General features: G+C 37.2%; 24 protein-coding genes and 1 pseudogene. 4 read left to right on the top strand and 21 right to left on the bottom strand.

The window, feature by feature from the left end; translation table 11 throughout:
• Positions 1–194: 194 nt before the first annotated feature.
• Positions 195–398, top strand: a complete 204-nt coding sequence (locus tag VK91_RS03495) for a hypothetical protein (RefSeq protein ID WP_048390840.1) — start codon at positions 195–197, stop codon at positions 396–398.
• Between the two features lie 93 nt (positions 399–491).
• Here VK91_RS03495 and VK91_RS03490 read toward each other — a convergent pair whose 3' ends face one another.
• The 15 genes from VK91_RS03490 to VK91_RS03420 form a co-directional block, all read right to left on the bottom strand.
• Complete coding sequence (locus tag VK91_RS03490) at positions 492–1034, bottom strand: DapH/DapD/GlmU-related protein (RefSeq protein WP_048390838.1); 543 nt, start codon at positions 1032–1034, stop codon at positions 492–494.
• A 5-nt stretch (positions 1035–1039) separates the two neighbouring features.
• On the bottom strand, positions 1040–1681 hold the full coding sequence (gene ppaX, locus VK91_RS03485; RefSeq protein WP_048390836.1) for a pyrophosphatase PpaX: 642 nt from the start codon (positions 1679–1681) through the stop codon (positions 1040–1042).
• A 13-nt stretch (positions 1682–1694) separates the two neighbouring features.
• Positions 1695–2516 carry a prolipoprotein diacylglyceryl transferase gene (gene lgt / locus VK91_RS03480; protein ID WP_048390834.1) on the bottom strand — a complete coding sequence of 274 codons (822 nt, stop codon included), beginning with the start codon at positions 2514–2516 and terminating at the stop codon, positions 1695–1697.
• Between the two features lie 43 nt (positions 2517–2559).
• Positions 2560–3495, bottom strand: coding sequence for an HPr(Ser) kinase/phosphatase (gene hprK / locus VK91_RS03475; protein ID WP_004227974.1), 936 nt, complete (start codon positions 3493–3495; stop codon positions 2560–2562).
• Between the two features lie 142 nt (positions 3496–3637).
• Entirely contained in the window at positions 3638–3961 is a 324-nt protein-coding gene (gene cccB, locus VK91_RS03470; RefSeq protein ID WP_048390832.1) for a cytochrome c551, read from the bottom strand.
• A 48-nt stretch (positions 3962–4009) separates the two neighbouring features.
• Positions 4010–4852, bottom strand: a complete 843-nt coding sequence (locus VK91_RS03465; RefSeq protein WP_004227970.1) for a YitT family protein — start codon at positions 4850–4852, stop codon at positions 4010–4012.
• A 164-nt stretch (positions 4853–5016) separates the two neighbouring features.
• Complete coding sequence (locus VK91_RS03460; RefSeq protein WP_048390830.1) at positions 5017–6246, bottom strand: EAL and HDOD domain-containing protein; 1230 nt, start codon at positions 6244–6246, stop codon at positions 5017–5019.
• A 165-nt stretch (positions 6247–6411) separates the two neighbouring features.
• Positions 6412–7059 carry a VTT domain-containing protein gene (locus VK91_RS03455; RefSeq protein ID WP_048390828.1) on the bottom strand — a complete coding sequence of 216 codons (648 nt, stop codon included), beginning with the start codon at positions 7057–7059 and terminating at the stop codon, positions 6412–6414.
• A gap of 249 nt (positions 7060–7308) precedes the next feature.
• Positions 7309–8856 carry a fatty acid--CoA ligase family protein gene (locus VK91_RS03450; protein ID WP_048390826.1) on the bottom strand — a complete coding sequence of 516 codons (1548 nt, stop codon included), beginning with the start codon at positions 8854–8856 and terminating at the stop codon, positions 7309–7311.
• Between the two features lie 142 nt (positions 8857–8998).
• Entirely contained in the window at positions 8999–10933 is a 1935-nt protein-coding gene (locus VK91_RS03445) for an FtsX-like permease family protein (RefSeq protein WP_048390823.1), read from the bottom strand.
• Positions 10905–11681, bottom strand: a complete 777-nt coding sequence (locus VK91_RS03440; RefSeq protein WP_004230460.1) for an ABC transporter ATP-binding protein — start codon at positions 11679–11681, stop codon at positions 10905–10907. Before VK91_RS03440 ends, VK91_RS03445 begins: the two co-directional genes overlap by 29 nt.
• Positions 11682–11693: 12 nt before the next feature.
• Positions 11694–12119 carry a hypothetical protein gene (locus VK91_RS03435; protein ID WP_048390821.1) on the bottom strand — a complete coding sequence of 142 codons (426 nt, stop codon included), beginning with the start codon at positions 12117–12119 and terminating at the stop codon, positions 11694–11696.
• Between the two features lie 11 nt (positions 12120–12130).
• Positions 12131–13114 carry a HAMP domain-containing sensor histidine kinase gene (locus VK91_RS03430; RefSeq protein WP_048390819.1) on the bottom strand — a complete coding sequence of 328 codons (984 nt, stop codon included), beginning with the start codon at positions 13112–13114 and terminating at the stop codon, positions 12131–12133.
• Positions 13114–13818, bottom strand: a complete 705-nt coding sequence (locus VK91_RS03425) for a response regulator transcription factor (protein ID WP_004230457.1) — start codon at positions 13816–13818, stop codon at positions 13114–13116. Before VK91_RS03425 ends, VK91_RS03430 begins: the two co-directional genes overlap by 1 nt.
• 100 nt (positions 13819–13918) lie before the next feature.
• Entirely contained in the window at positions 13919–14911 is a 993-nt protein-coding gene (locus tag VK91_RS03420) for a lipoate--protein ligase (RefSeq protein ID WP_048390817.1), read from the bottom strand.
• 144 nt (positions 14912–15055) lie between these two features.
• On the opposite strand from VK91_RS03420, the gene yhfH reads away from it, so the two are divergent.
• Positions 15056–15181: a protein YhfH gene (gene yhfH, locus VK91_RS22355; protein ID WP_004230455.1), complete on the top strand. Its 126-nt coding sequence runs from the start codon at positions 15056–15058 to the stop codon at positions 15179–15181.
• 403 nt (positions 15182–15584) lie between these two features.
• Here yhfH and VK91_RS03415 read toward each other — a convergent pair whose 3' ends face one another.
• The 6 genes from VK91_RS03415 to VK91_RS03390 form a co-directional block, all read right to left on the bottom strand.
• Positions 15585–17774, bottom strand: coding sequence for a YhgE/Pip domain-containing protein (locus tag VK91_RS03415; protein ID WP_048390815.1), 2190 nt, complete (start codon positions 17772–17774; stop codon positions 15585–15587).
• Positions 17775–17906: 132 nt separating this feature from the next.
• Complete coding sequence (locus VK91_RS03410) at positions 17907–18479, bottom strand: TetR/AcrR family transcriptional regulator (RefSeq protein ID WP_009373269.1); 573 nt, start codon at positions 18477–18479, stop codon at positions 17907–17909.
• Positions 18480–18600: 121 nt separating this feature from the next.
• Positions 18601–19125: a FixH family protein gene (locus VK91_RS03405; RefSeq protein WP_004230451.1), complete on the bottom strand. Its 525-nt coding sequence runs from the start codon at positions 19123–19125 to the stop codon at positions 18601–18603.
• Positions 19126–19128: 3 nt separating this feature from the next.
• The gene (locus tag VK91_RS03400; protein WP_048390812.1) at positions 19129–20517 is read right to left on the bottom strand and encodes a cell wall metabolism sensor histidine kinase WalK; all 1389 of its coding nucleotides are present in this window, start codon (positions 20515–20517) and stop codon (positions 19129–19131) included.
• Positions 20514–21197, bottom strand: a complete 684-nt coding sequence (locus VK91_RS03395; RefSeq protein WP_004230448.1) for a response regulator transcription factor — start codon at positions 21195–21197, stop codon at positions 20514–20516. Before VK91_RS03395 ends, VK91_RS03400 begins: the two co-directional genes overlap by 4 nt.
• A complete protein-coding gene (locus VK91_RS03390; RefSeq protein ID WP_231595573.1) occupies positions 21197–22165 on the bottom strand; it encodes a YncE family protein in 969 nt (322 codons plus the stop codon). The genes VK91_RS03395 and VK91_RS03390 overlap by 1 nt, the downstream gene beginning before the upstream one ends.
• Before the next feature lie 183 nt (positions 22166–22348).
• On the opposite strand from VK91_RS03390, the gene VK91_RS03385 reads away from it, so the two are divergent.
• Entirely contained in the window at positions 22349–23434 is a 1086-nt protein-coding gene (locus VK91_RS03385) for a glycosyltransferase family 2 protein (protein WP_048390807.1), read from the top strand.
• Between the two features lie 179 nt (positions 23435–23613).
• Positions 23614–24004, top strand: a pseudogene (locus tag VK91_RS03380) (collagen-like protein); the annotation flags it as partial.

Below are 24004 nucleotides of genomic sequence, written 5' to 3'. Positions count from 1 at the left end.
TATCTATATAATTATTTTTAAGCAATCACTTAAAATGATTCTCAATCTCATTATCATCAATAATACTTTTATATCAACACATTTATTGATTATTACTCTCATTCTATTTTACTTTTTACATTTCAAAAAACTTAATATAGAATAGCATTAATAACAAAAAGAACCACATACACTACGCATTGGAGGGATTTATTATGGCATGTCCATTCGTACAAATTAGTGAGCAAATGATCGTTAGTATTTGTAAAGGCGAGTTTTATCCTGGTGACAAGGTAACACTTCACACAATTGAAGACATTGATGGGACTGCAATTAAATCAACTTTTGTTGAAACAACTTGCTTAGGTGATCATGACACTTGTGAATTCAAATCAGATTATGACGCAGCTCATGCTTAAACAGTAAAAGCTACTCCAAAAACTAGTGTTTTTGGGAGTAGCTTTTTATGCAAAAAACTCACGAAGTATATCACTATACTACGTGAGTTTTTATTATTTCTTTGGTGTACACCACTCTACAGCCTCATTACGTTTGCGCTCAGCCATTTGTTCAGCAGTATATATTATTCGCATTGGATTACCCCCTGCTAAACAGCCTGCTGGCACATCCTTATGTACAAGAGTGGCAGCTGAAACAATGGCACCATCACCAATTGTTACACCTGGTAAAATAGTTGTATTTGCCCCTATCATTACTTCTTTTCCGATATGAACATCACCTAAGCGATATTCCTCTATTAAATATTCATGCGCTAAAATGGTTGTATTAAAACCAATCACAGTATTGTCTCCAATGAAAATACGTTCAGGAAACATGGTATCTGGCATGACCATTAAGGCTAATGACGTTTGCTTACCAATAGTCATGTTTAAAAAAGTACGATATAGCCAGTTTTTCACACGTAAAAATGGTGTGAAGCGTCCAACTTGAATGACAATGAAACACTTCATCACCTTCCAAAAGGACACCGTGTCATAGATATTCCAAAGTGAATTGGCTCCTTCGACACGGTAACGTTCTGTCTTACGCGCCATCTACCTTACCCCTCTTTCACAATATCAAATAAATCTGACATATGCTGCAACATATATTCTGGTTGATACTGCTGTAAGTAAGCCTCTCCCTTAATTGCCCAAGCAACACCCGCTGCTCTTACACCAGCACGATGTCCAGCTTCAATATCGTGCGAATTATCACCAATCATAATCGCATAGTCTTTTTCTATCCCTAATCGTTCCAACGCAAGCAATACTGGCTCTGGATCAGGCTTCACATTGTTCACATCATCTGTACCAATACGCACATCAAATAGATGCGTTGCACCAAGAATAGCAAGTCCACGATCGATGGTCTCATTACGTTTCGTCGAAACAATAGCCAATTTTATACCTTGAGCTTTTAACTGCTCTAGAGTTGACACAACATCAGGATATTGGCTGACTAGGTCATCATGGTGTGCAATATTCCAAGCGCGATACATCTCTATCAAATCGTCTTCTTCACCTGGTGCAATGTCATTAAATGTCTGTTTCAATGATGGACCAATGAATTTCAGGCAATCTTTTGGCGAATATTGCCCGGGAAATCGCTCATTTAATACATGCATAAATGTTTGAATGATTAAATCATTTGTATTTAGTAAAGTCCCATCGAAATCAAATAGTAGTGCCTTAACAGCCATCTTTTACAACCCCTTATTTATTATCCAAGTATTTTACGGCTGGTTTCACCTTTATTCTACGATAAATAATTGCACCTAGACCAACTACAATACCGATAATGGATACAACCTGTGCTGAACGTAAATCTCCCACTAAGTAAAGGCTATCTGTGCGCATTCCTTCGATATAGAAACGTCCAATTGAATACCAAATTAAATAGCTAAAGAATATTTCTCCACGATGTAAGTTCACTTTACGCAAAACTAATAGAATAATAAGCCCAATTAGGTTCCAAATCGATTCATATAAAAAAGTGGGATGAACATATGAACCTAATTCTTCAATATACATTTGATTAATAATCCAGTCTGGTAGCATTAGGTTTTCTAAAAATGCTTTCGATACCTCGCCACCATAGGCCTCTTGGTTCATAAAGTTGCCCCATCGACCAATAATCTGGCCGATTAAAATACTAGGTGCTGCAATATCTGCTACTCGTAAAAAGCTTACATTTTTTATACGAGTATATATGTAAGCAGTGGCAAATGCCCCGATGAGTGCACCATGGATGGCAATACCACCATTCCATATCTCTATGATTTTGCCTGGATTTTCGCTATAGTAATCCCATCGCATTGACACATAGTAAATACGTGCACAGATAATGGATATAGGAACTGCCCATAATAATAAATCTGCAAGAAAGTCTTCAGGCAGACCTCGCTTAACGGCCTCTCTTTGCCCAACAACATAAGCTAAAATGATTCCCGACACAATCAGCAATCCATACCAACGAACTGGAATTGGTCCTAAATGAAAGGCAATCGGGTCAATTTGCAATAGTAATAAATCCATCTTCTACTCCTCTCAATATGTCATGAACAATGTTGTTCGCTTTTTAATCGTCTAACACATCATTTGATGAAATCACTTCATCTAAACGTCTTGAAAATTCCTCTGCCGCATTGACGCCCATTTTCTTTAAACGATAGTTCATCGCTGCCACTTCAATAATAACGGAGACATTGCGTCCAGGTCTTACTGGAATTGTTAGTTTTGTTAGTTCCGTGTCAATTATTTTCATTTTTTCTTCTTCTAAGCCCAATCGATCATAAACTTTTTGTGGATCCCATATTTCGAGCTCAATGATGAGGGTAATACGTTTATAGGGGCGTACTGCACTTGCACCAAAGAGTGTCATAATGTCAATAATGCCGATGCCTCGTATTTCCAATAAGTGCTCTAACAAAGGTGGAGGGCTTCCAATTAATAGGTTTTCTGATTCTTGACGAATTTCAACACAATCATCAGCAACTAAACGATGACCCTTTTTTACAAGCTCAAGTGCTGTTTCACTTTTACCTACGCCGCTTTTACCGATTATAAGCACTCCAATGCCATACACATCGACAAGTACACCATGTGCTGCTGTCATTGGAGCTAAGCGCCCCTCTAAGTAGTTCGTCAATCTACTCGAAAATTTGGTTGTTGTCATATGTGTTTTAAACACAGGTACATGCTTTTCGTTTGAGGCCTGAATAAGCTCCTCTGGTACTTCTAAATCTCTAGAAATAATAATAGCAGGTGTATCCTGTGAACAAAGTAAACGCATACGCTCAAGCTTAACATCCGCTGGGAGCATTTCAAAAAAGGAAAGTTCAGTCTTGCCAAGCAATTGTACACGATTTGCTGGATAATGAGTAAAGTATCCTGCCATCTCAAGCCCTGGTCTTGAGATATCACTTGTCACAATTGTCCTGCCTATTCCTTCTTCACCAGCTAATAACTCTAATTTAAATTTCTCCATAACATCTCTTGTTAATACTACGACCAATGAAAAAGCCTCCAATCAATGGATAAGGTTCATCTTATTTTAGCATGTCTATGTGTAAAAGAAATGTATTTACTCTCAATACAGCGTTTACTTGCACTAAAAAAACTAGCGGCTCTCCAGCCCGCTAGTTTTTAAAAAGCAATTATTTTTGAGTTGCTAACCATTTAGCAACAGCTTCAGCATCTGCACCTTTTACTAATCCTGCAGGCATGCCGTTTTTACCATTATTTATAATATCTAAAATTTCTGATTCAGACAAACGTGAACCTACATCATTTAATGCTGGACCATTTGCACCTTGTAGCTCGCCACCATGACAAGTAACACAAGATTTCATCGCTATTGCTTCGCCATCTGGCTCTGTAGCAGTTTCATTACCATTATTAGATGCAGTTTTATCTCCGCCGCCACATGCTGCTAAGAAGATTGCTGATCCGAACACTAATGTTAACATTGCTTTTTTCATTAGTACCCCTCCTCATAATAAATATCTTACGCCGCCATTATACCAAAATTATGCACGTTTGAAACCTTCTCCTAATACCTCATATGCATCAGAAACGATAACAAACGCTGATGGGTCAACGCTTTTAATGAGTTGTTTCAGCTTTGTGAATTCTGTTTGATAAACAACAACCATCAGAACTGGTCGTGCTTCTCCTGTATACCCTCCAATTGCTGGTAACTTCGTTACACCACGATTAATTTCAGCATAAATGGCTTCCCTTACCTCATCTTGTTTCAATGTAATGATATAGACCATTTTAGACTGACTAAAACCTAGCTGAATAATATCAATCGTTTTTGTGGTAACATAAAGTCCAATCAGAGCATACAAACCTTTTTCTAAGTCAAAAACAATTGCTGCACTAATTGCGATAACGCCATCTATTAACAGCACACTTGTTCCAAGCGACAATCCTGTAAACTTCGTAATGATTTGCGCCAGTAAATCAGTGCCACCAGTTGAAGCATTCCCCTTAAAGACCAGTCCTATTCCTAGGCCAACAACAATTCCACCAAAAAGAGCGCCCAATAAAGGATTATCGGTCCAAGGTTCCCAGCTATTTGTTAATAAGACGATAAAAGGTAATGTAATTGTCCCAATAAAGGATTTTATTCCAAATTTTTTGCCCAATAATAAAACACCAGCAATAAAAAGCGGAATGTTAAATGCATACTGAACAATTCCCGGATTCCAACCAAATAAACCATGCAAAATCGTACTTATTCCACTTACCCCACCTGAAGCGACTTGATTTGGTAATAAAAAGACATTAAAACCAATAGCAATTATTGCCGCTCCTACAATGACATACACATACTCCACAATGCTATCTCTCACATCATGTTTCATTTCCCCACGCCCACTTCAACTATCAGAATTTTTTAAAGACGAGATGATTATAGCAAATACTTTTAGCATTGAGAACTTCATCATGATGAAGGGATACTAGATTGAGGAAGGTATAAAATAAGCTATCTTACAGTATTCAATAAGATAGCTTTTGTTGATTTGGTTTAAAATGATTTTTCTGCCCATTCGATGGCTTCATAATATAAAAGATCAATGTCAACTAACTGAATATTCAACTGTACAGCTAGCTCTTCTAATCGTGGCCAATCAAGTTTACTTAACGCAATACTAAACTCCAAATATGGGGTCATTTCCGTTTCAAAGCCTAAAATGGTATTCGTAATAGCCTCTGAGAATGGTAGCTGCTGTAAAATAACATTCATCGGTCTTTGAAGTAATGTGTCAATTAGAGAAAACATGCCGACTAAAAAATATTCTGAGAAATTCTTTTTATAAGCAAGCTTAGCTAGTTTTTCACAAACCTTAGCTCGGAATAAAGACGTACACATCACTTCTTTAAAAAGATCAGAATCAGCATCAATATCAATTTCACGCATGGCCAATAAATAAATCCATTTTCGTAAATTGGATACGCCCAATAACACAATCGCTTGCTTGATGGAGCGCACTTTAGATTTAGAACGTTTAGATGAGTTATTAATCATTTGCAATAATTTATATGTCAATGAAATATCACGTTCAATATTTTCCGCTAACAAATGAATATTTGGTTCTTCCTCTTTTAGTAAAGAGATAATGTGAATATATTGAATCGCATTTGCTGGAATGTCTGTTGCTCGTATTATTTGCGGTTGTTCAAAAAAATAACCTTGAAATAGCACATAGCCTGAGGATTTAGCGACTTCAAATTGATGACGCGTCTCTACCTTTTCAGCGAGCAATTGAATATGTGGAAATTTCTCCTTAACTTTATTTTCAATTTCCATTCTTTTTACGATGGAAGAAGCTAAAAAATCCACCTTAATATAATCAATTTGTTCAAATAATTCATCATAAACTTCCACCTGATCATCCATCATAAAATCATCCAAGGCAATTTGAAACCCCTGTTTTTTTAGCTCAATTACACGCTCCACTAATTGAGAGGTAAGTGGAACATCCTCTAATATCTCAATCACTACCTGTGAGGGATTTAAAAATTCATGTATAGAGCTCATCAATAAGTTTTCAGTAAAATTAACAAAGCCAGGCTTACCTTTCGTTACCTCTTCAAAACCAATTGAAAGAAATGAGTTCACAAGTACATCAATCGTTGCTGCATCTGAATCGACCATTGGAAAGGCATTTACATTTTTGCTACGGTATAACAATTCATATGCAACGACTTGCTCATGAAGATTAAATATAGGCTGTCTGCCAATGAATACTTCCATTCCATTGCCCCCCATTTCTCCATTTTCTAGTAATTTATAGTATAACATTTTTTACGACCTGATGCTTATACTTCAAGCTAACTTAACATGCCAACTTTGCTTTTTCAGCAAATAATAAAGAAAGGACAGTCCCTGTGATGATGAATCACTTAAGGACTGTCCATATTATTTACCGACTTTGGATTTTATTGCACCGATCACTGCAGGCACAACTGATATAAAGATAATCAGAATCAGTACAACTGAGAAGTTATCTTTAATAATTGGAATATTCCCAAAGAAGTAACCTAATAACGTACAACTGAATACCCATAAAATTGCACCAAAAATATTATAAAATAAGAAATAACTATATTTCATTTTACTTGCACCCGCCACAAACGGGATAAATGTACGAATAAATGGCATGAAACGTGCGATTACGATCGTTTTCCCACCATGTGTATTAAAGAATTTTTCAGCTGCTTCCATACGCTCTTTCTTAACAACTCTACCGAGGAGGCTCTTTGGCGGAATAGATGTCCCTACCTTATGTCCAATATGATAGTTCATCGTATCTCCCAAAATAGCTGCTGCTAAAAATACAGGGATTAAAATCCACATATCGAATGCGCCCATTGCCGCAGCTAATGTTCCACTTGCAAATAACAAGGAATCACCAGGTAAGAATGGGAAAATAACAACCCCTGTTTCTACAAAAACAATCGCAAATAAAATAAGATAGCTCCAATTACCAAAATCACGAATAATTTCTTCTAAATGCACATCGATATGCACAATAAAACTTATTAACTCCTTAATGAGTTCTAACATGTTTTTGTATGCTCTCTTTCAATAGTATTTTTACCTAAAAGCTTTGACGTGGCTTCACCTCAAAGGGTTCCAGTTTTGTACGTCTTTTTACATTACTTCCTCACTATATGACAAGCTCTTGAAAAGTATGTAGAAGATTTCACAAGTTTGATTTTATCACTTACAGACATCTACTCTCAACTGATTTTACTATTATACGAATAATGTACAAAAAAAGAGCTACCATTTTTCAATAGTAGCTTTTCTCGTTTAAACTTTTTCTTTTAATGAGCGTCTTAGTATTTTTCCTGTTGTGTTTTTTGGTAGTTCATCCAGTATTTCAATTACTTTCGGAACCTTATACTTCACCATATGTTTAGCACAATAGGATAGTAGATCGTCTGTTGTAGTAGCAGCCACTTCTTTCAACACAACGTAGGCATGTACAGCTTCCCCTAAGTTAGGGTCTGGGAAGCCTACCACCGCTGCCTCTACAATATTATTATGGGCAAACAGCACTTCCTCCACTTCCCGAGGATAAACATTAAAGCCCCCTACAATAATCATATCCTTTTTACGATCGACAATGTAAAAATACCCTTCTTCATCTACCTTTGCTAAATCTCCTGTATAGAGCCAGCCGTCACGAATCGCCATCGCCGTTTCTTCAGGCATTTTATAGTATCCCTTCATCACATTTGGACCACGTACAATTAGCTCTCCAACTTCGCCCACAGGTACTTCCTGACCATTAACATCAACAACTCTATTCTCGACATTGCTAATGGATGTTCCAATAGAGCCAGCTTTACGATCACGATCTAATGGGTTAAAACATGTCACAGGTGAAGCTTCGGATAAGCCATAGCCCTCTGACACACGCACATTAAATTTCTGTTCGAAATTATGTAATAGCGCAACAGGCAAGGAGGCACCACCTGAAATAGCTAAACGAATTGTCGAGAAATCTTCAGGATTGCCCTCAGGTAATTGGTACAAGAAATTATACATAGTAGGAACACCAGCAAATACCGTTGCTTTTTGCTCTCGTGCTAAAGCGAAAATTTCGCTAGGGCTAAAGCGTGGTGCAAGTAAAACTGTTGCCCCACTTAATAAAGGCGCATTCACCACTACCGTTAAGGCAAATACATGGAATACAGGTAGTGTCGCAATAACACGGTCCTCTGCATTAATGCCTAAATAATGCGCAACATCACGTGCATTTGAGTACACATTGCCATGTGTCAGCATGGCTCCCTTTGGACTACCTGTAGTTCCTGAAGTATATAAAATAATAGCATTGTCATCCTCTGCAACTTCAACAGGTTGTAAAGATTGAGTGGTTTTGGCGATTACATGTGTAAATAAATGTGTTTTTTCTTGTGCTTGTGGTGATAAAGCTGCCACTTTTTCCGCTATATCTGGTGTGGTTTCACAAACTATAAATGTTTTTACCTGTGGAAATGCTTGTACACCTTTTTCAACCAAGGGTAGCAACATATCCAGAGCAATGACTGCTTTTACATCTCCATTATGCAAAATGTAAGAAATTTCATCCGGTGTATAGATTGGATTAACAGGTATTGCTGTTGCCCCTAAGCGCATTGTTGCATAGAGTGCAATTAAGTAGTGTGGCGTGTTGCCGAGTAAAAACGCCACATGATCCCCTTTTTCAACGCCTAAATCTTGTAATCCTTTTGCAAAGCGGCCAACTGTATGCTCAAATTCCCCGTAAGTCGTATCTTTCCCCATAAAATGATACGCCACTTTTTCAGGTTGTTCTGCTGCCTGTTGACGAACACGTGAAACTAAATTCAATTACACCATCCCCTTATCGTATAAAATGAATCGCTATTCAGTAATATTATATAAGAAATATATCTAAAAAACAATGAGTCTTTTTATCTCATGTCATAAATTACGTTAAATAATTCATTTTTTTCTCTTTTAAACCATTAGTTCATGAGCGAATATGGGAGATATAGCGCCATCGAATTAAATAAAAATAAACCACTTGTATTAATACAAAAAAGCCAAAAGCAAAGAATACTTCTTTTACAATCGATATATTCGCAATGTCCCTTAAAATGCCTTGAACCATTAGAAAAGCAAAGGCACTATGCATCATCGCAACACCCCAAGGTAAAAAGAATTGGGGAAACAAATGGCGATTAACTAGCTTTTTTAACTCTGTATCTGTTAAACCCATACGTTTTAATACATCAAATTTACGCTTTTCACGTTCGAGGGATGTATGCAATTTAAAATAGATAAAGCTACCAGCCGCAAGTAAAAATACAGTGGCTACTAAAACACCCACTAATGTAAATAATGAGTAGGTAGCTAGTATATAAGAATAATTTAATCCTGCATTTTCAAAGTAAAAAGGGCTAAACTTATCCTTTTTAATAAAATATAAATTGGATTCTAGATGATCGATATCCTTACCAATATCCTTCGTTTCCATCCATTGAGGAATAACAAATGTAAATAGATGATAGCTTGGTTGAATAATGTCTTGATCGGAAATCGGATGAATAAGCTTCGCGAAGTCTTCATCACTTATGACAATCGAATTGACACTGACAATCGAGCCTGGAAACACTATTTTTGGATAGACACTATCAATAGTGAGCGGTATATTGTTTTCTTCTAAAACAGTATGCACAACTCGATCTTTTAATTTTTTTAGGGAATCCTCAGAATAAGGAATGAATACTGCCTCACCTGCTTCCAGATTCAATAATGGATAACTGTAGGAAGAAAGCAGGACATTCATATCGGACTCTCGAAAAACCTCCACTTCATTTCGAGTGAAAGAGGAGGTTTGCTTCACAACAATAAAACGGGATAGCAGATAAGATAAACCTTTCTCCTCTAATTGCAGCCTTAAAGAATTGATATGCTCCCGTTCATATGGATTATCGACATCCCCTTTATAAACCAGCCCGAGTGGATTTAATCGATCATATTGCGTTGTATAGGAGGACATTGTTGCTAAAACACCAACAGATAAAAATGCAAGTGTCGATACCATCGTCACAACGAAAAACATTTTCACGTTATCCATCATTATATGCGTTTGTTCTGCTAGCGATAGTAGACGGTAGCGTTGCCAATGATATTTGCGTTTCCCACGTGCTAAATCTAAAAAACAAGGCACAGAATCACTGAAAAAATAATAGGTGCCAAATGTTGCGGAAAATGGTATTAACAGCGTTAGCCCGATTAGTGATGTATGTCCGACAACAAACGCGAGAATATACGTCGTTACAATTAAAGCAATACCATAGAAAGCTCGTATTTTGGAATACGTTGTTAAGCTATTTAAATAATCACTGCCTTTTATAAGATCTCGTAATTTTCTCTCTCGTGTAAAATACACACTAATAAAGGAAATGACGAAAAATGCACTTGTGAAAACACCAATCGTTAATAAAAATGGCTCCCATGAAATATAGAGTGGTAAATCTTCTAAATGTAAAATTTCCCGAACAATCATAAAAAAGAATTTTGAAAAGGAGAAACCAAAGACAATCCCTACAATAATGGAGCCTGTTCCAATAATCATTGTCTCTAAAAAGACAAGTTTATTCATCTGACGTTTTTCCATTCCCAAGTGCAATAAAATAGCAAATTCATGTGATCTGGCCTCTAAAAAGGCACTCATGGAATAATATAAAAAGAATAATGTAAACAGGACGAGAACAATTTCAGCCCCCACCATCCCAATGAGAGACATCTCCCCTAATATCCCACGTTCAATATCAGGGTGAAACATCAGCATGGAATAGATAAAAAATACAGCCACAGAAAAAAAGCTTGCCATGAAAAAGGCGCCATATATCCGGCTGTTCCGCACGACATTACGGTAAGCGAATTGTCGAAAGGTCACCTACTTGCCCTCCTCCTAGTAAGCTCAAAACATTTAAAATACGTTGGAAAAACATCTGACGGCGGTCATCTCGATAAATTTCATTAAAAAATTCACCATCTTTAATGAATAACACTCGATCACAATAACTTGCTGCAATTGGATCATGCGTGACCATCACGATTGTCGTTTGTTTATCCTGATTCACCTTTGTCAATAGTTCAAGCACATCACGTGAAGAATTTGAATCTAAATTACCTGTAGGTTCGTCCGCTAAAATGAGACTAGGATTATGAATAAGCGCACGACCAATTGCTGTTCTTTGTGCCTGTCCCCCAGATATTTCATTTGGACGTTTATGAAGGAAGGAAGTTAAATCTAGCTTTTCTACAATACTTGCCAGACGCTCCTCCATTACCTCTAACGGCTGTTGATCTAACGTTAAGGGCAACACGATATTTTCCTCGACCGTCAGCATATGCAAAAGATTGAAATCCTGAAACACAAAGCCAAGCTGTCTTCTTCTAAAATAGGCAAGCTCTGTTGCATTCAACTTATGTGGATTCATTCCATCTAAAATGATTTCTCCACTAGTTGGTTCATCGATGGTCGAAATAATATTCAGTAATGTCGTTTTACCGCTTCCTGAGGGCCCCATAACAGCTAAAAACTCGCCTTCTTCCACGTCAAAGCTCAATTGATTTAATGCACGATGCGTTACTTTACCTTCGTACACTTTTGTCACATCTTTAATTTGTAAAATAGGCATACTTCATTCACCTTATTTCTTCATTAATTCTAAGGATTGAGGTAAAAGCCACTGTAAAACGACCTCAAAACCAATGTGAAAATGAGGCTCTGTTAAAGCCAGTATTGACTCTTCCTCTACTAAACTAAAGCAATGCTCCCCAATAATTACATCCCAAGCATCCATTTCTCCCTCTACGATTTCCCCACATACAGTATAATACCCACTATACATAATCTGTTGACCGTCTACAGGAAAAGCATTCAATAATGTTGGTTGCTGTAAGTTTAACCCAAGGCTCTTTGAAAAATGCAGTAGTTCTTCATCTAACTTTTCATTTGCCAGGATAAAATTTTGATAGGCTAATGGATCTCCCGCTTGCAGATGTGTCATATAAAGCGCATTTGTTTTCTCCTTATCGATTGTTAGTTTCCAATCTTCTATACGTACCTCTACCATCCTAGTGCCCCCTAATTTGTAAATGTTACTGTCACAATCGTCCCTTTTCCTACCTCTGATGTAATAGCCAGCTCATGCCCTAGCTTTTCACAGATTTCTTTGGCTAAATAAAGGCCCATTCCAGTTGATTCACCTGTTTTCCGCCCATTTTCGCCAGTAAAAAAGGCTTTCGTAACACGAGAAAGATCGGAAGCTGGAATCCCAATACCCTCATCACAAATCGCAAGTTGTACATAGTCATCCTTTTCAATGGCAGAAATAACAATTTTTTTATTGGCTTCAAACGTGTATTTCACTGCATTGGTGATAAATTGTCCAAGAATGAAACGAAGCCATTTTGAATCACTGGCAACAATTAGATCGTCGTCAATATGAATTTCCGGGAAAACTCTTTTCGTAATAAATAAACGTTTATTTTCATTAACAGTTGCAGTTACAATACCTTTTAACGCAACTCGCTCTACTTGCATATCATCCTCAAAATTTTCTAGGCGTGCATTAACAAGTACCATGTCCAATCCTCTACGCAAGCGATCGATTTCCTCCTGAACATTCTTTTTATCAAGAGGTCGGTCATCTTGTAATAATAATTCAATCACTGAAATAGGTGTTTTCATTTGATGGACCCACTGGTTCATAAATTGATCATGCCTTTTTTGACTTGCATATAAAGCATGCAGCTCATGTTGATAAAGTCGATACAATTCATGCATATACTTCTCAGTTTGTATAGCTTCTGGCGTTTTTGCATTTTTTTGTAGCACATCCTCCATTGCTGATGGAAGCTGAGTTATCTTCAATAAGTAGCGTTGCCGCATTAAATAGCGGACAAGTAAAAAAGATGCTAATAGCACAAGGCTAATACAAAAGGAATAAATAGCCGTATCAATATTTCGAAAACCGTCTAGTGCATAGATAACCATGATGAAGCCAACTAATAAGAGCTGGAACACAATAAATGATGCATAATCACGTAAAAAAAGCTTCCAGCCCACTATAGCTCACCTGCACTTAATATGAATCGATAGCCTGCACCACGTACCGTTTCGATTGTTGACGATATATGATAATCCGCTAACTTTTTTCGAACTCGGGTCATATTCACATTCAAAGTGTTTTCATCGACAAATGCTTGATCGTCCCAAAGCTCCTCTAACAATTGCTCACGCGAAACTACTTTCGGTGCATTGCCCATCAATAGCTCTAAGATGATACATTCTTTTTTCTGAAGTGGAATTTCTAAATCATTTTTATGTAGCTCCATTCTTTCTAAATGAAGTACAAGCTGTCCTTGCTTGATTGTCCGTTCTTCTTGCCTTGCTGCATATTCACCATATGTACGGCGTAGATGACTACGGATTTTAGCCAACACAATTTCGTAGTTAAAAGGCTTTGTAATAAAATCGTCGCCCCCATTTTCAAGCGCAAAGATTTGGTCCATTTCTCCTGAGCGTGCAGAAATGAAAATTATCGGACATGTTGTATGCTGACGTAGCTGGCGACACCAATAATAGCCATCATAAGCGGGTAAATTTATATCAAGCAGCACCATATGTGGATTAAATGCTGTAAATTCTTCTATAAGATGATCAAATTCTTGAATTGTTGCAACTTCGTATTGATATTTTCTAAGCGTTTCCGCTAGTAATGATGCAATCTTGACATCATCTTCAACTATGAATATTCGATGCTTTTCCATATCAACACTCCTTTCTTTCTATATTGTATCAAAAAAAGGTTCGACGACATAATTGTCAGCGAACCTTTAGGCTAAAACATTACATGAAACCGTATTTTCCTTAATAAATTAATTGTAAAAAGTCCTCAGTTGAAATTCCACCAAAATATGTAGGGATATCAATGTCTGCTAATGCCTTAGCAATTGCAGCTCTGTCATAGTTTGTCCCAACTAAGCGCTGTTCTATATCAGCCATATCACCGACACCAAAGAAATCTCCAAAAATATGCACTTCTTCCATCACACCATGATTTACTTCTAGACGAATATCAATGCCTCCTGTTGGGAATCGGTGTGTTTTTTGAATATTAAAGCGAGGTGATTTCCCAAAATTCCACTCCCAAGTTTGATAGCGTTCCTCTGATAGCTTGTGGATATTTGCCCAATCATCTTCGGTTAGCTCATAATAACGAATATTTTCTTCCCCGCCAAAAATGGATTTTAAAATTTCAAGGCGGAATTCCTCAACTGTCATTTGCTCTTTTAAAAACTCTGAAATGTTTGCTACTCGTGAGCGAATTGATTTAATACCTTTTGATTCGATTTTATCCTTTTTGACCTTTAAGGCTGAGACAACCGCATCGATTTCTGTATCAAACATCAATGTACCATGGCTGAACATACGTCCTTTTGTAGAGAACTGAGCATTTCCTGAAACTTTACGTCCCTCTGCTAGTATATCATTACGTCCTGAGAGCTCTGCATTCACACCCATTTTTGCTAGAGCGTCAACGACTGGTTGCGTGAATTTTTTATAGTTCATAAAGCTATCGCCATCATCATTTGTAATAAAGCTGAAGTTAAGATTGCCTAAATCATGATAAACAGCACCACCACCTGAAAGACGGCGCACAACAATAATGCCATTGTCCTCTACATAGTCTGTATTGATTTCTTCAATCGTATTTTGGTTTTTACCGATGATGATAGACGGTTGATTAATGTAGAAAAGGAGCACTGGCTCTTTCTCAACGTCCATTGTTTTTAACAAATACTCCTCAATAGCAAGATTAATGCGTGGATCATGGATCCCTTTATTATCAACGAAAATCATAGTTCACGTTTCCTCCTTCACAAAATATCCATATTTATTTTACCGTAAATTAGGCATTTTGTGTTGACGAAAAGCATCTGTTATAATACACTAGAAAATATCAAAACAGTAATAGTACAGATGAACTTAAAGGAGGAGTCCACAATGTTAGAAAACGTAGTTGAATTTTTCAAGAATTTACCTGCTAAGCAATGTACTGAGTGCGGTGAAAAAATGGAAGAACAAAGCGAATGCTACAGCAACACTTGTGAAAAATGTAACCACCTATAAGCATTTGCCTATTCTGATATAGTCATATACGTGCCCCACACGTAGCAATCATGACACCCTTCATCATATTTTGATGAACCCTTAATTAAATCTCTTACACTTACAAAAAACAACAGCTGATACGCTCATATCAGCTGTTGTTTTTATGTTGTTGAAAAAGACAATCACTAGCAGTGAAAGACATTTTGGCAAAGTAAGGGGTTTTCTTTCTGCCAGCGCCTAGAGTGAGCAGCTCACTACTCGCCCTTAGAAAGCACGTAGCCTGCAATGGAATCCATACTCTTTTTCATAAAATTTCTATAGATTGCTTTGTTTTCATTTATGTCATGTGAGGCTGAAGAATTATTACATAACCCCAATAAACAACAAAGCACTCACCGTACATTAGGTGAGTGCTTCATGATTAGTTTTCTTCAGCTACTTTAGAGTAACGTTTATTGTGCAGTAGCATAAAGTAACCAAATGTGATCGCTAAGAATGCTACTAAGAAGCCAGCTAGAACTCCATAGTTTTGCATTAAGAATGACGTATCACCAGTAGAAATACTTGATTTAAATGCTTGAACTGTATATGTCATCGGTAATAGCTTGTTAAATACTTGTAATGGTGAAGGTATTAATTCTAATGGGAATGTACCTGCACTTGTTGTTAATTGTAAAATTAGTACAACAATTGCCATGAAACGACCAGGGTCACCAAAGATCGAAACAAGCATTTGGATTAAGGCTAAAAATACATAGCTTGTTAATAAGGCTGTTAAAATAAAGTAGCCCATGTTATTCACTTCGAGGCCTAGACCCCATTTGACAATAACTACTGTTAGTAATGTTTGCACTAAACCTACGACTGCTAGTACAGTCACTTTACTTGTAAACCAAGATGCCCCGTTTTTAGGACGAATAGCAGGTTCAACAAGTGGGAACACAATTGAAATTAATAATGCACCTACGAATAAACCTAGAGAAATAAAGTACGGTGCAAAACCTGTACCATAGTTAGGAACATGGTTTACAGACTCTTTTTCAACTTCAACTGGACTACCTACCATATCATACGTGTCTTGATTTGCTTTAACTTCATTTGCTTTTTCACTAGCCTCACCTAATTTACCAGATAAAGTAGCTGTACCATCTGCAAGCTCCGTAGAACCATCTGCTAGTGTTGCAGATCCTTGTGCTAGCTCACCAGATTTTGAAGCAAGTGTTGAAGTACCTTGATTTAATGTTGTTGTACCATTCGCTAATTCATTTAAACCAGATGCTAATGTTTTTGAACCTGTTACAGCTGTATTCACACCTGCATGTAGTTCACCTAATTTTGCAGCTAATGTAGCATTACCTGCTTGTAGACCTTTTGCACCTTCCAATAAAGCATTACTTTTAGCTGTTAATGCATTCGCACCAGCTAGCACTTCTGCTTGACCTGCTGCAATTTGAGTTGCCCCAGAGCTTACTTGATTGGCACCAGCTTGTAATTTTTCTGTACCAGCTGATAAGGATGTTAAACCGTTATGCACACTAGCACTACCTGCCTGCAGTTCCGCTAATGTTTGTTTCAACGCTGCTGCTTGCTCTTCAGGCATTGAAGCCATCATCGTTTGTAATTGATTTGATAGAGCTGTAATGCCTGCCTCTACTTTTGCAGATCCCGCTGTTAATTGAGTTGCTGCACCATTCAATGCACCGGCATTCTCAGCAATAGATGCTGCACCTGCACTAATTTGCTGTTGTTTGTCGTTTAAAGTGTTTAAACCAGCACCAACTTTTGCAACACCTTGTGTATATTGTGATAACCCCTGTTCAAGGCTCGTTGCTCCATTTGCAGCTTGCTGTGCACCCTGTTGTAATTGAACAGTACCATCTTGTAGTTTGACTAAACCACTAGATAAGTCATTCGCGCCTTTTGCGGCATCTCCTGCACCTTTTGTTAATTTATCAGTACCATTTGATAGTTCAACTGTGCTCGATGCTAGTTGCTCCAGATATCCTTTTAAATCTTTTGCACCATTCGCTACTTTTTGTGCACCCTCATCTAGCTTATTTGAGCCATCTGCAGCTTCTGTAAAGCCATCTCCAAGTGTTGCAATGGAATCAAATAATTTTTCAGCATAAGTCGCTGATACTTGAGAATTTACTTCAGCGCGTACACGATCCATTGCAGTCTCACCAATTTGAGCACCAAGGAAGTTCAATCCCTCGTTTGGAATGTAGTTCATTACTAATTTTGATGGTTTGTCATCTAATAGTGTTGTTGCATGTTCAGAGAAATTTGTTGGAATTTCTAAAATCATATAATAGTCACGACTATTTAAGCCTTTTTCAGCTTCATCTTTTGAAACTTCTATAAAGTTAAATTGCTCGCTATCTATCAATTTATCGACCAAGGTATCCCCTAAGTCTAATTTAACGCCATCCATCTCAGCACCAGTATCCTCATTAACAACAGCTACTGGAAGATTAGGAAGCCCCGCATAAGGATCCCAAAACGCCCATAAAAACATACCCGCATACATTACTGGAATAAATAATACAGCAATGATTGACACAAGCATTTTTCTTGTTTTAAAGATCTTCAGCCACTCAGCTTTAATCATATAATATCCTCACTCCTAAACTATTTGACCGAAAACGTCATTTGGTCATTTTCATTCAAAAAAAATAATCAACCTCGACAAATTGCAAAAAGAGCACTTGATTCAATACTTATACAGCTGTATTTTATCGAATCAAGTTAAAATCAAACCTCGAAAGATAGTTTCCTTAAAAAGATTAAGAATCTTTTCTTCAGGGATTACATCACCATGTAACTCATGCCAATCGACAACAAAAGCAAGATATGCCTTCAGCAATAAGTAACTAACTAGCTCCGCATCACACTCTCTAATTTCACCTTTATTAATACGTCGTTGTATTAACTCTGCGACATACGATAAGATTTCAGTCTCGATACGTAGTAGCACCTGTTTAACTGCTGGTGTTCGTAATTCTTTTTCTTCCTCGATTAGCTTTGCAAATAAAAGATGTTTTTCTCGGAACTGTAGCATTTTCATTAAAGCATTATGCGCATTATCCATAAAGCTTGCTGATGCATCCAACACTGCATCTGCTTCCGCTTTCATCTCTCGTACAAGTGACATTGCGATCTCTTGAAATAAAATTTCTTTATTTGCAAAGAATGTATAAATCGTACCTTTACCGACATTGGCGATTTTAGCCACTTGCTCCATTGTTGTTGCCTTGTAGCCAAACAATGTAAAAGATTTTGCAGCTGCTTCAAGAATTTCCTGCCTACGATCCATTAGTAACATCCTTTCTAGTTAGGTTATGTACATCTCTCGTACACTTCAATAAAAATGACCAGAAAACCATTTCGGTCATCTGGTCATTATCATATTCCTATTTCAAAAAAATTGCAAGCCTTTAATGATGATTTTTTTCATCTTTTTTCTCTTCCTCATGATCCATATCATCTGAAGTGTCATTATTATGATCCATCATGTTATTATCCATGCTGTTATTGGCTTTTTCATCCTCTGGGACAACCTTTGTCATATCAGGGCTTCCAGCAATAATTTGTTGCTTTGGCATATTATGAACACCGTTAGCTGTTGTATGTGCATACATATAATACACACCATCATGATCAAAAGTAGTCGTTGCTTTATATACACCGTCTTGCTCTAATTTCCCATCAATCATTTGTCCTTCATCGCGTTTTCCTGATTCCCAAACTTCAAATTCTACTACAGCATCATCGACATTTTTTCCACCTTGTTCAACATGTGCTGCCAGCTCAATCGTTTCATTGAGTGCTACTTCTTTTGGTGTTAAAATTTCAACTTCTGGGATCTGTGGTACTTCTGGTTCTGGCAATGCCTCTTTTTTTTCTCCACATCCTACTAATAATGTAGGGACTGCAATTAGCGCAAATAACCACTTTTTCATCTTTTAATCCTCCATTAATGGCAACCGTATCTTCACGGATGTGCCTTTTTCAACAACACTTTCAATTTCTAACGTTCCCTGTAACTGTTTTAATAACTGTTCAACAATCGATAAACCTAGTCCACTACCACCGTCCGCACGACTTCGAGCTTTGTTAACACGATAAAATCGTTCAGTGACATGGGTTAAATCCTCGACAGGAATACCAATTCCATAATCCCTAATGGTAATTTGTGCACTACCAGCCTTTTCAGCAGCAACAATTTCCACCTTAGAATTTTCATGCGAATAATTAATCGCATTTTCAACAATGTTAATAAAAATTTGTTTTAGTTTTACTTCATCCGCTTCAATAATTAGGGCATCATCTACATCTAAATATAAAGTTATGTTCTTTTTATTTGCTTGATGCGTTAAGATTTTTTGAACCTCTCGTAATGTTTCACCTAATGGAATTGGATATAAATCAATGTCAGTTTGTTCATTTTCTGTTCTTGCCAGTTGAAGTAATTCGTTTGTTAAGCGTTCCATGCGATTGGCCTCACGGACGATTAGCTGAATGGTTTCTTCTTTTTGGCCTTCTGTGATGATGCCATTTTGCATGGCTTCGCTATAGCCCTTTACATAGCTAATTGGTGTTCGTAATTCATGCGAGACTGTTGCCAAGAATGTTTTTTGTGCTTCATCCTCTTGCTGAATGGCCTCTGCCATTTTATTAAAGGTACTAGATAATTTACCGATTTCATCTCGTGAATTGACAGGTACACGAGTCTCATAATTCCCATAGGACATCTGCTCCACTGCAAGCTGTAAATCGTTTAATGGTCGCATAATATGTCGAATCCCTTTATAAATTAAATAGCTAACAACTACTAAAAATATGAAGGCACTAATAAACAATAAAATAACGCCACTATTTGCCAATTCACTAATTTTGGCCAGTGGGAAATAAATATAAATAATACCTTCTAATCGATTTTGATCAACAAGTGGTACAACCACCGAAATAAGTTGTCGATCAAAGCGAGGCTCGTACCCAATTTTTTGCACATACTTTCCTGCCAATAATTTTTGTCTTTCCTCAGGACCAATCAATGTCTCATAATCGATATCAAATGGAACACAGGCACTTAATTCACGAGGATTCCTTACCGCAAATATATTCAAATTGGAATAATCATTAAATTCTTCAATATCTGCAATAAATTCATCCGTTACCTTGCCATTGTCATACATTGTTTGTAGCTTCAATCCAACTTCGACCATTGTATCTTCTGTATCTTGTACATATAAACGTTGATATAAAAAATTTGTGAGAACATACATAAAGACGACGGTAATTATTAAAAAAGCAAAAATTAACAACCAAATGCGCGTGGCAATTTTTTTCATTCGCCAGGATCAAAGCGGTAGCCCACACCCCAAACGGTTTGAATATGCGAAGCCGCATCCTTTCCAAGCTTTATTCGTAAAGTTTTAATATGTGTATCTACCGTGCGTGTTCCACCTACATAATCAATATCCCATATGCGTTCTAATAATTGCTCTCTCGAATAGGCATTTCCTGGATTTTTCATAAATAAGTGTAAGAGTTCAAATTCCTTTAAAGTAAGTGGAATACTCTTTCCATCAACGGATACTTTTCGTGCTATTTCATCTATTTTAATAGAGCCAAAAATTACGTACTTTTGCTGTAGTTCTGTAATATTTGCACCACTTCGTCTTAATACAGCATAAATTCTGGCTACGAGCTCATCATGTGTAAATGGCTTAACAATATAATCATCTCCGCCAAGTGTAAGACCTTTCACTTTATCCTCATTCGCATCACGTGCAGTTAAAAAAATAATCGGCACATTGGACATAGCCCGAATACTTTGACAAACAACAAAACCATCCTCATGTGGCATCATTACATCAAGTAATACTAAATCTATATTTTCACGCACTATTACATCGTAAGCCTCAGTTCCACTAGCGGCAGTAAATGTCTCTATATCAGAGTTATTGAGCATCATTTCAATTAAATTACGCATATCCTGCTCATCATCAACTATTAATACAGTTGTCATCATTGTTCCTCCCTTACTAACAGCTGAAAAGCACCTTTCCCCACATCAACTGTTTTTTCCTTCTGGCCATCTTTTATAAAATACAATGTGTGATCATCATAGCCAGCGACAACAATATAATCTTTAAATTGATCCACTACAAATGGATTTGCCCCAACCTCTTGCTGCCATTTGATATGGCCATCAAAGTCAGCCACATATAACTCGTTGTGACCATGACTTACAACAAGAACAGCATCTTTGGTCTTTTTTAATCCTACTGGCATCAAAGGCATATCAATCTCTCCATGCAGTTGACCTGTAGTCAAATCATATTTTTTAACAGAACTATTTGGCTTACTTCCTTCCCCATGACCGCCTACCCATAGCTCATGTGTTTCTTCTAGAACAGCTATTCCATGTGCAGACTTTTGAATCGGCCACTCTTGCTCAATTTTTAAATCCTTCATATTTAACACAGATAACTTTGTATCTTTAAAATTAATAACATATAGTTTATCCCTATACGATGTCATTGACATTGGATAATTGCCAAGTTGTTGTGAAGCTAGCTGATTGCCTTCTTGATCAAAGCTTGTCACTGTATTGGTTTTACTATTCGTGATAAAAAATTGCTTGATGTTGTCATCGTAGTATACATTGGTCGTACCAATCTCTACTTTTTTTGAATAGAGCTTTTCTCCGGTGGATATTGTATAGACGTCGATGTTATTTAGTTGGTGTCCATATAATAAAACTTGGTCATCTCCTAATAGTATGGCCCCTGAATAAGCCTTATCAAATAACCATGTCGCAAGCATATTCCTATCCTCATCAATAAAATCTAATGATGGCTCTTGTATGTTCAATGAAGCTATAAAACTTCGTTCCCTTTCAATGGGTTCATATGACTTTTCAGCGCAACCCGCTAACCATATAATTTGTAGTAACGAAAAAATGAAGAATGCCCATTTTTTCAACTTTATCACCTCTGCCCCTTTACTATACTTCACAATTGTGAAATTCGGGTGAAACTTGGAAGGTAAATTTATGACAAACCATGAAAATACATTTCACATATCAGGCGCGCTATTCTTCTAACAGTTCAATCATCCAACCAATATTTCCGTCCTTACATATATTACAAAGATAATGGTAAGGAGGAATAGAGTATGATATCCATTAGCTTATGTATGATTGTAAAAAATGAAGAAGATGTTATTGGTCGATGTCTTGACTCTGTCAAAGATATAGTAGATGAAATTAATATTGTTGATACGGGATCAACAGATAGTACAAAGCAAGTGGTTGCACAATATACAGACCGAATTTTTGATTTTAAATGGATACATCACTTTGCAGCAGCACGAAACTTTTCCTTTCAACAAGCAACAAAAGAATACATCCTCTGGCTTGATGCTGACGATGTTTTTTTAGAGGAAGACCGCCAAAAATTAAAGGCACTCAAAGCATCTCTTACTTCCGACATTGATGCTGTTTCTATGAATTATCATTTAAGTTTCGATCATGAGGGAAATGCAGATGCCTTAATAAGAAGATATCGCCTTGTCAGGAGGGAAAAGCAATTTCAATGGATTGGTGCAGTTCATGAATATTTAGAAGTTTGTGGTATGTTGTTTGATAGTGATGTTGCTGTCAGCCATTTACCGTTAACCCATGATCACTCCCGCAATATTACGATTTATAGACAACTGATTGAAACGGGAGAAACACTATCACCACGTGATACATTTTATTTTGCTAATGAATTAGTAGATCATGGCCTGTTTGAGGAAGCTATTTATTATTATGAATTATTTTTAACGTCCAAATTAGGGTGGATTGAAGATAACATACGTGCCTGCTTAAAATTAGCTGATTGCTATTCCCATTTAAACGATAAAGAAAACAATTTCAGCGCTATACTACGAAGCTTTGAATACGATATCCCCCGACCAGAAGCCTGCTGTCGCCTAGGTTATCACTTTATGGAACAATCTAGAAATTACGAAGCTATATTTTGGTATGAGCAAGCTCTAGTGATTAAACAGAAGCCAAATGCGCCCTTTCAAAACAAAAGCTTTTCTACATGGCTACCCCACTTACAGCTCTGTGTTCTTTACGATCGCTTACAACAATATGAACTAGCCAATGCCCATAATGAATTAGCGGGCTCGTTTATTCCGAATGACCCAAAAATTCTACACAATAAAGAATATTTCAAGCGTATTTTAACAATCAATCACAAAGACTCTTAAAAAATATCAATCACCATCTAAAAAGTTTCGTCTCCTATTCACAGGATAAACATCCAATTATCTTAAATACAATTGCAACGAATCTATAAATAACTCTCTATTTACAAGTAATTAATAGTTATGTGTCTACCTCCCTTCTCATTCATCAGAATACGATATTTGAGAGAGGAGGTGAGATTATGCATTTTGGAAATTTTATAGATAGAGTTTGCAGTAAGTGTCATTCATTTCCTTGTTGTTGTAAAACTGGTCCTATTCCAAGTTGTCCAATTTGGCCAGTGAAACCTACAGGACCGACTGGGGGGATAACTGGACCTACAGGTAGTACAGGTGTGACTGGCGCTACGGGGGTTACTGGCGTTACTGGGGCTACTGGCGCTACCGGCGTTACTGGCGCTACTGGCGCGATCGGACCTACTGGCGCTACTGGCGTTACCGGCGCTACTGGGGCTACTGGGGCTACTGGGGTAACTGGTTCTACTGGGGTAACTGGTTCTACTGGGGTAACTGGTTCTACGGGTGTAACCGGCGCTACTGGGGCTACTGGGGCTACTGGGGTAACTGGTTCTA

Origin of the sequence: Lysinibacillus sp. LK3, from assembly GCF_001043675.1 — a bacterium.
GTDB lineage: Bacteria > Bacillota > Bacilli > Bacillales_A > Planococcaceae > Lysinibacillus > Lysinibacillus capsici.
Note: the sequence above shows the minus strand (reverse complement) of the source record. Positions and strands in the feature narration are given on the sequence as shown.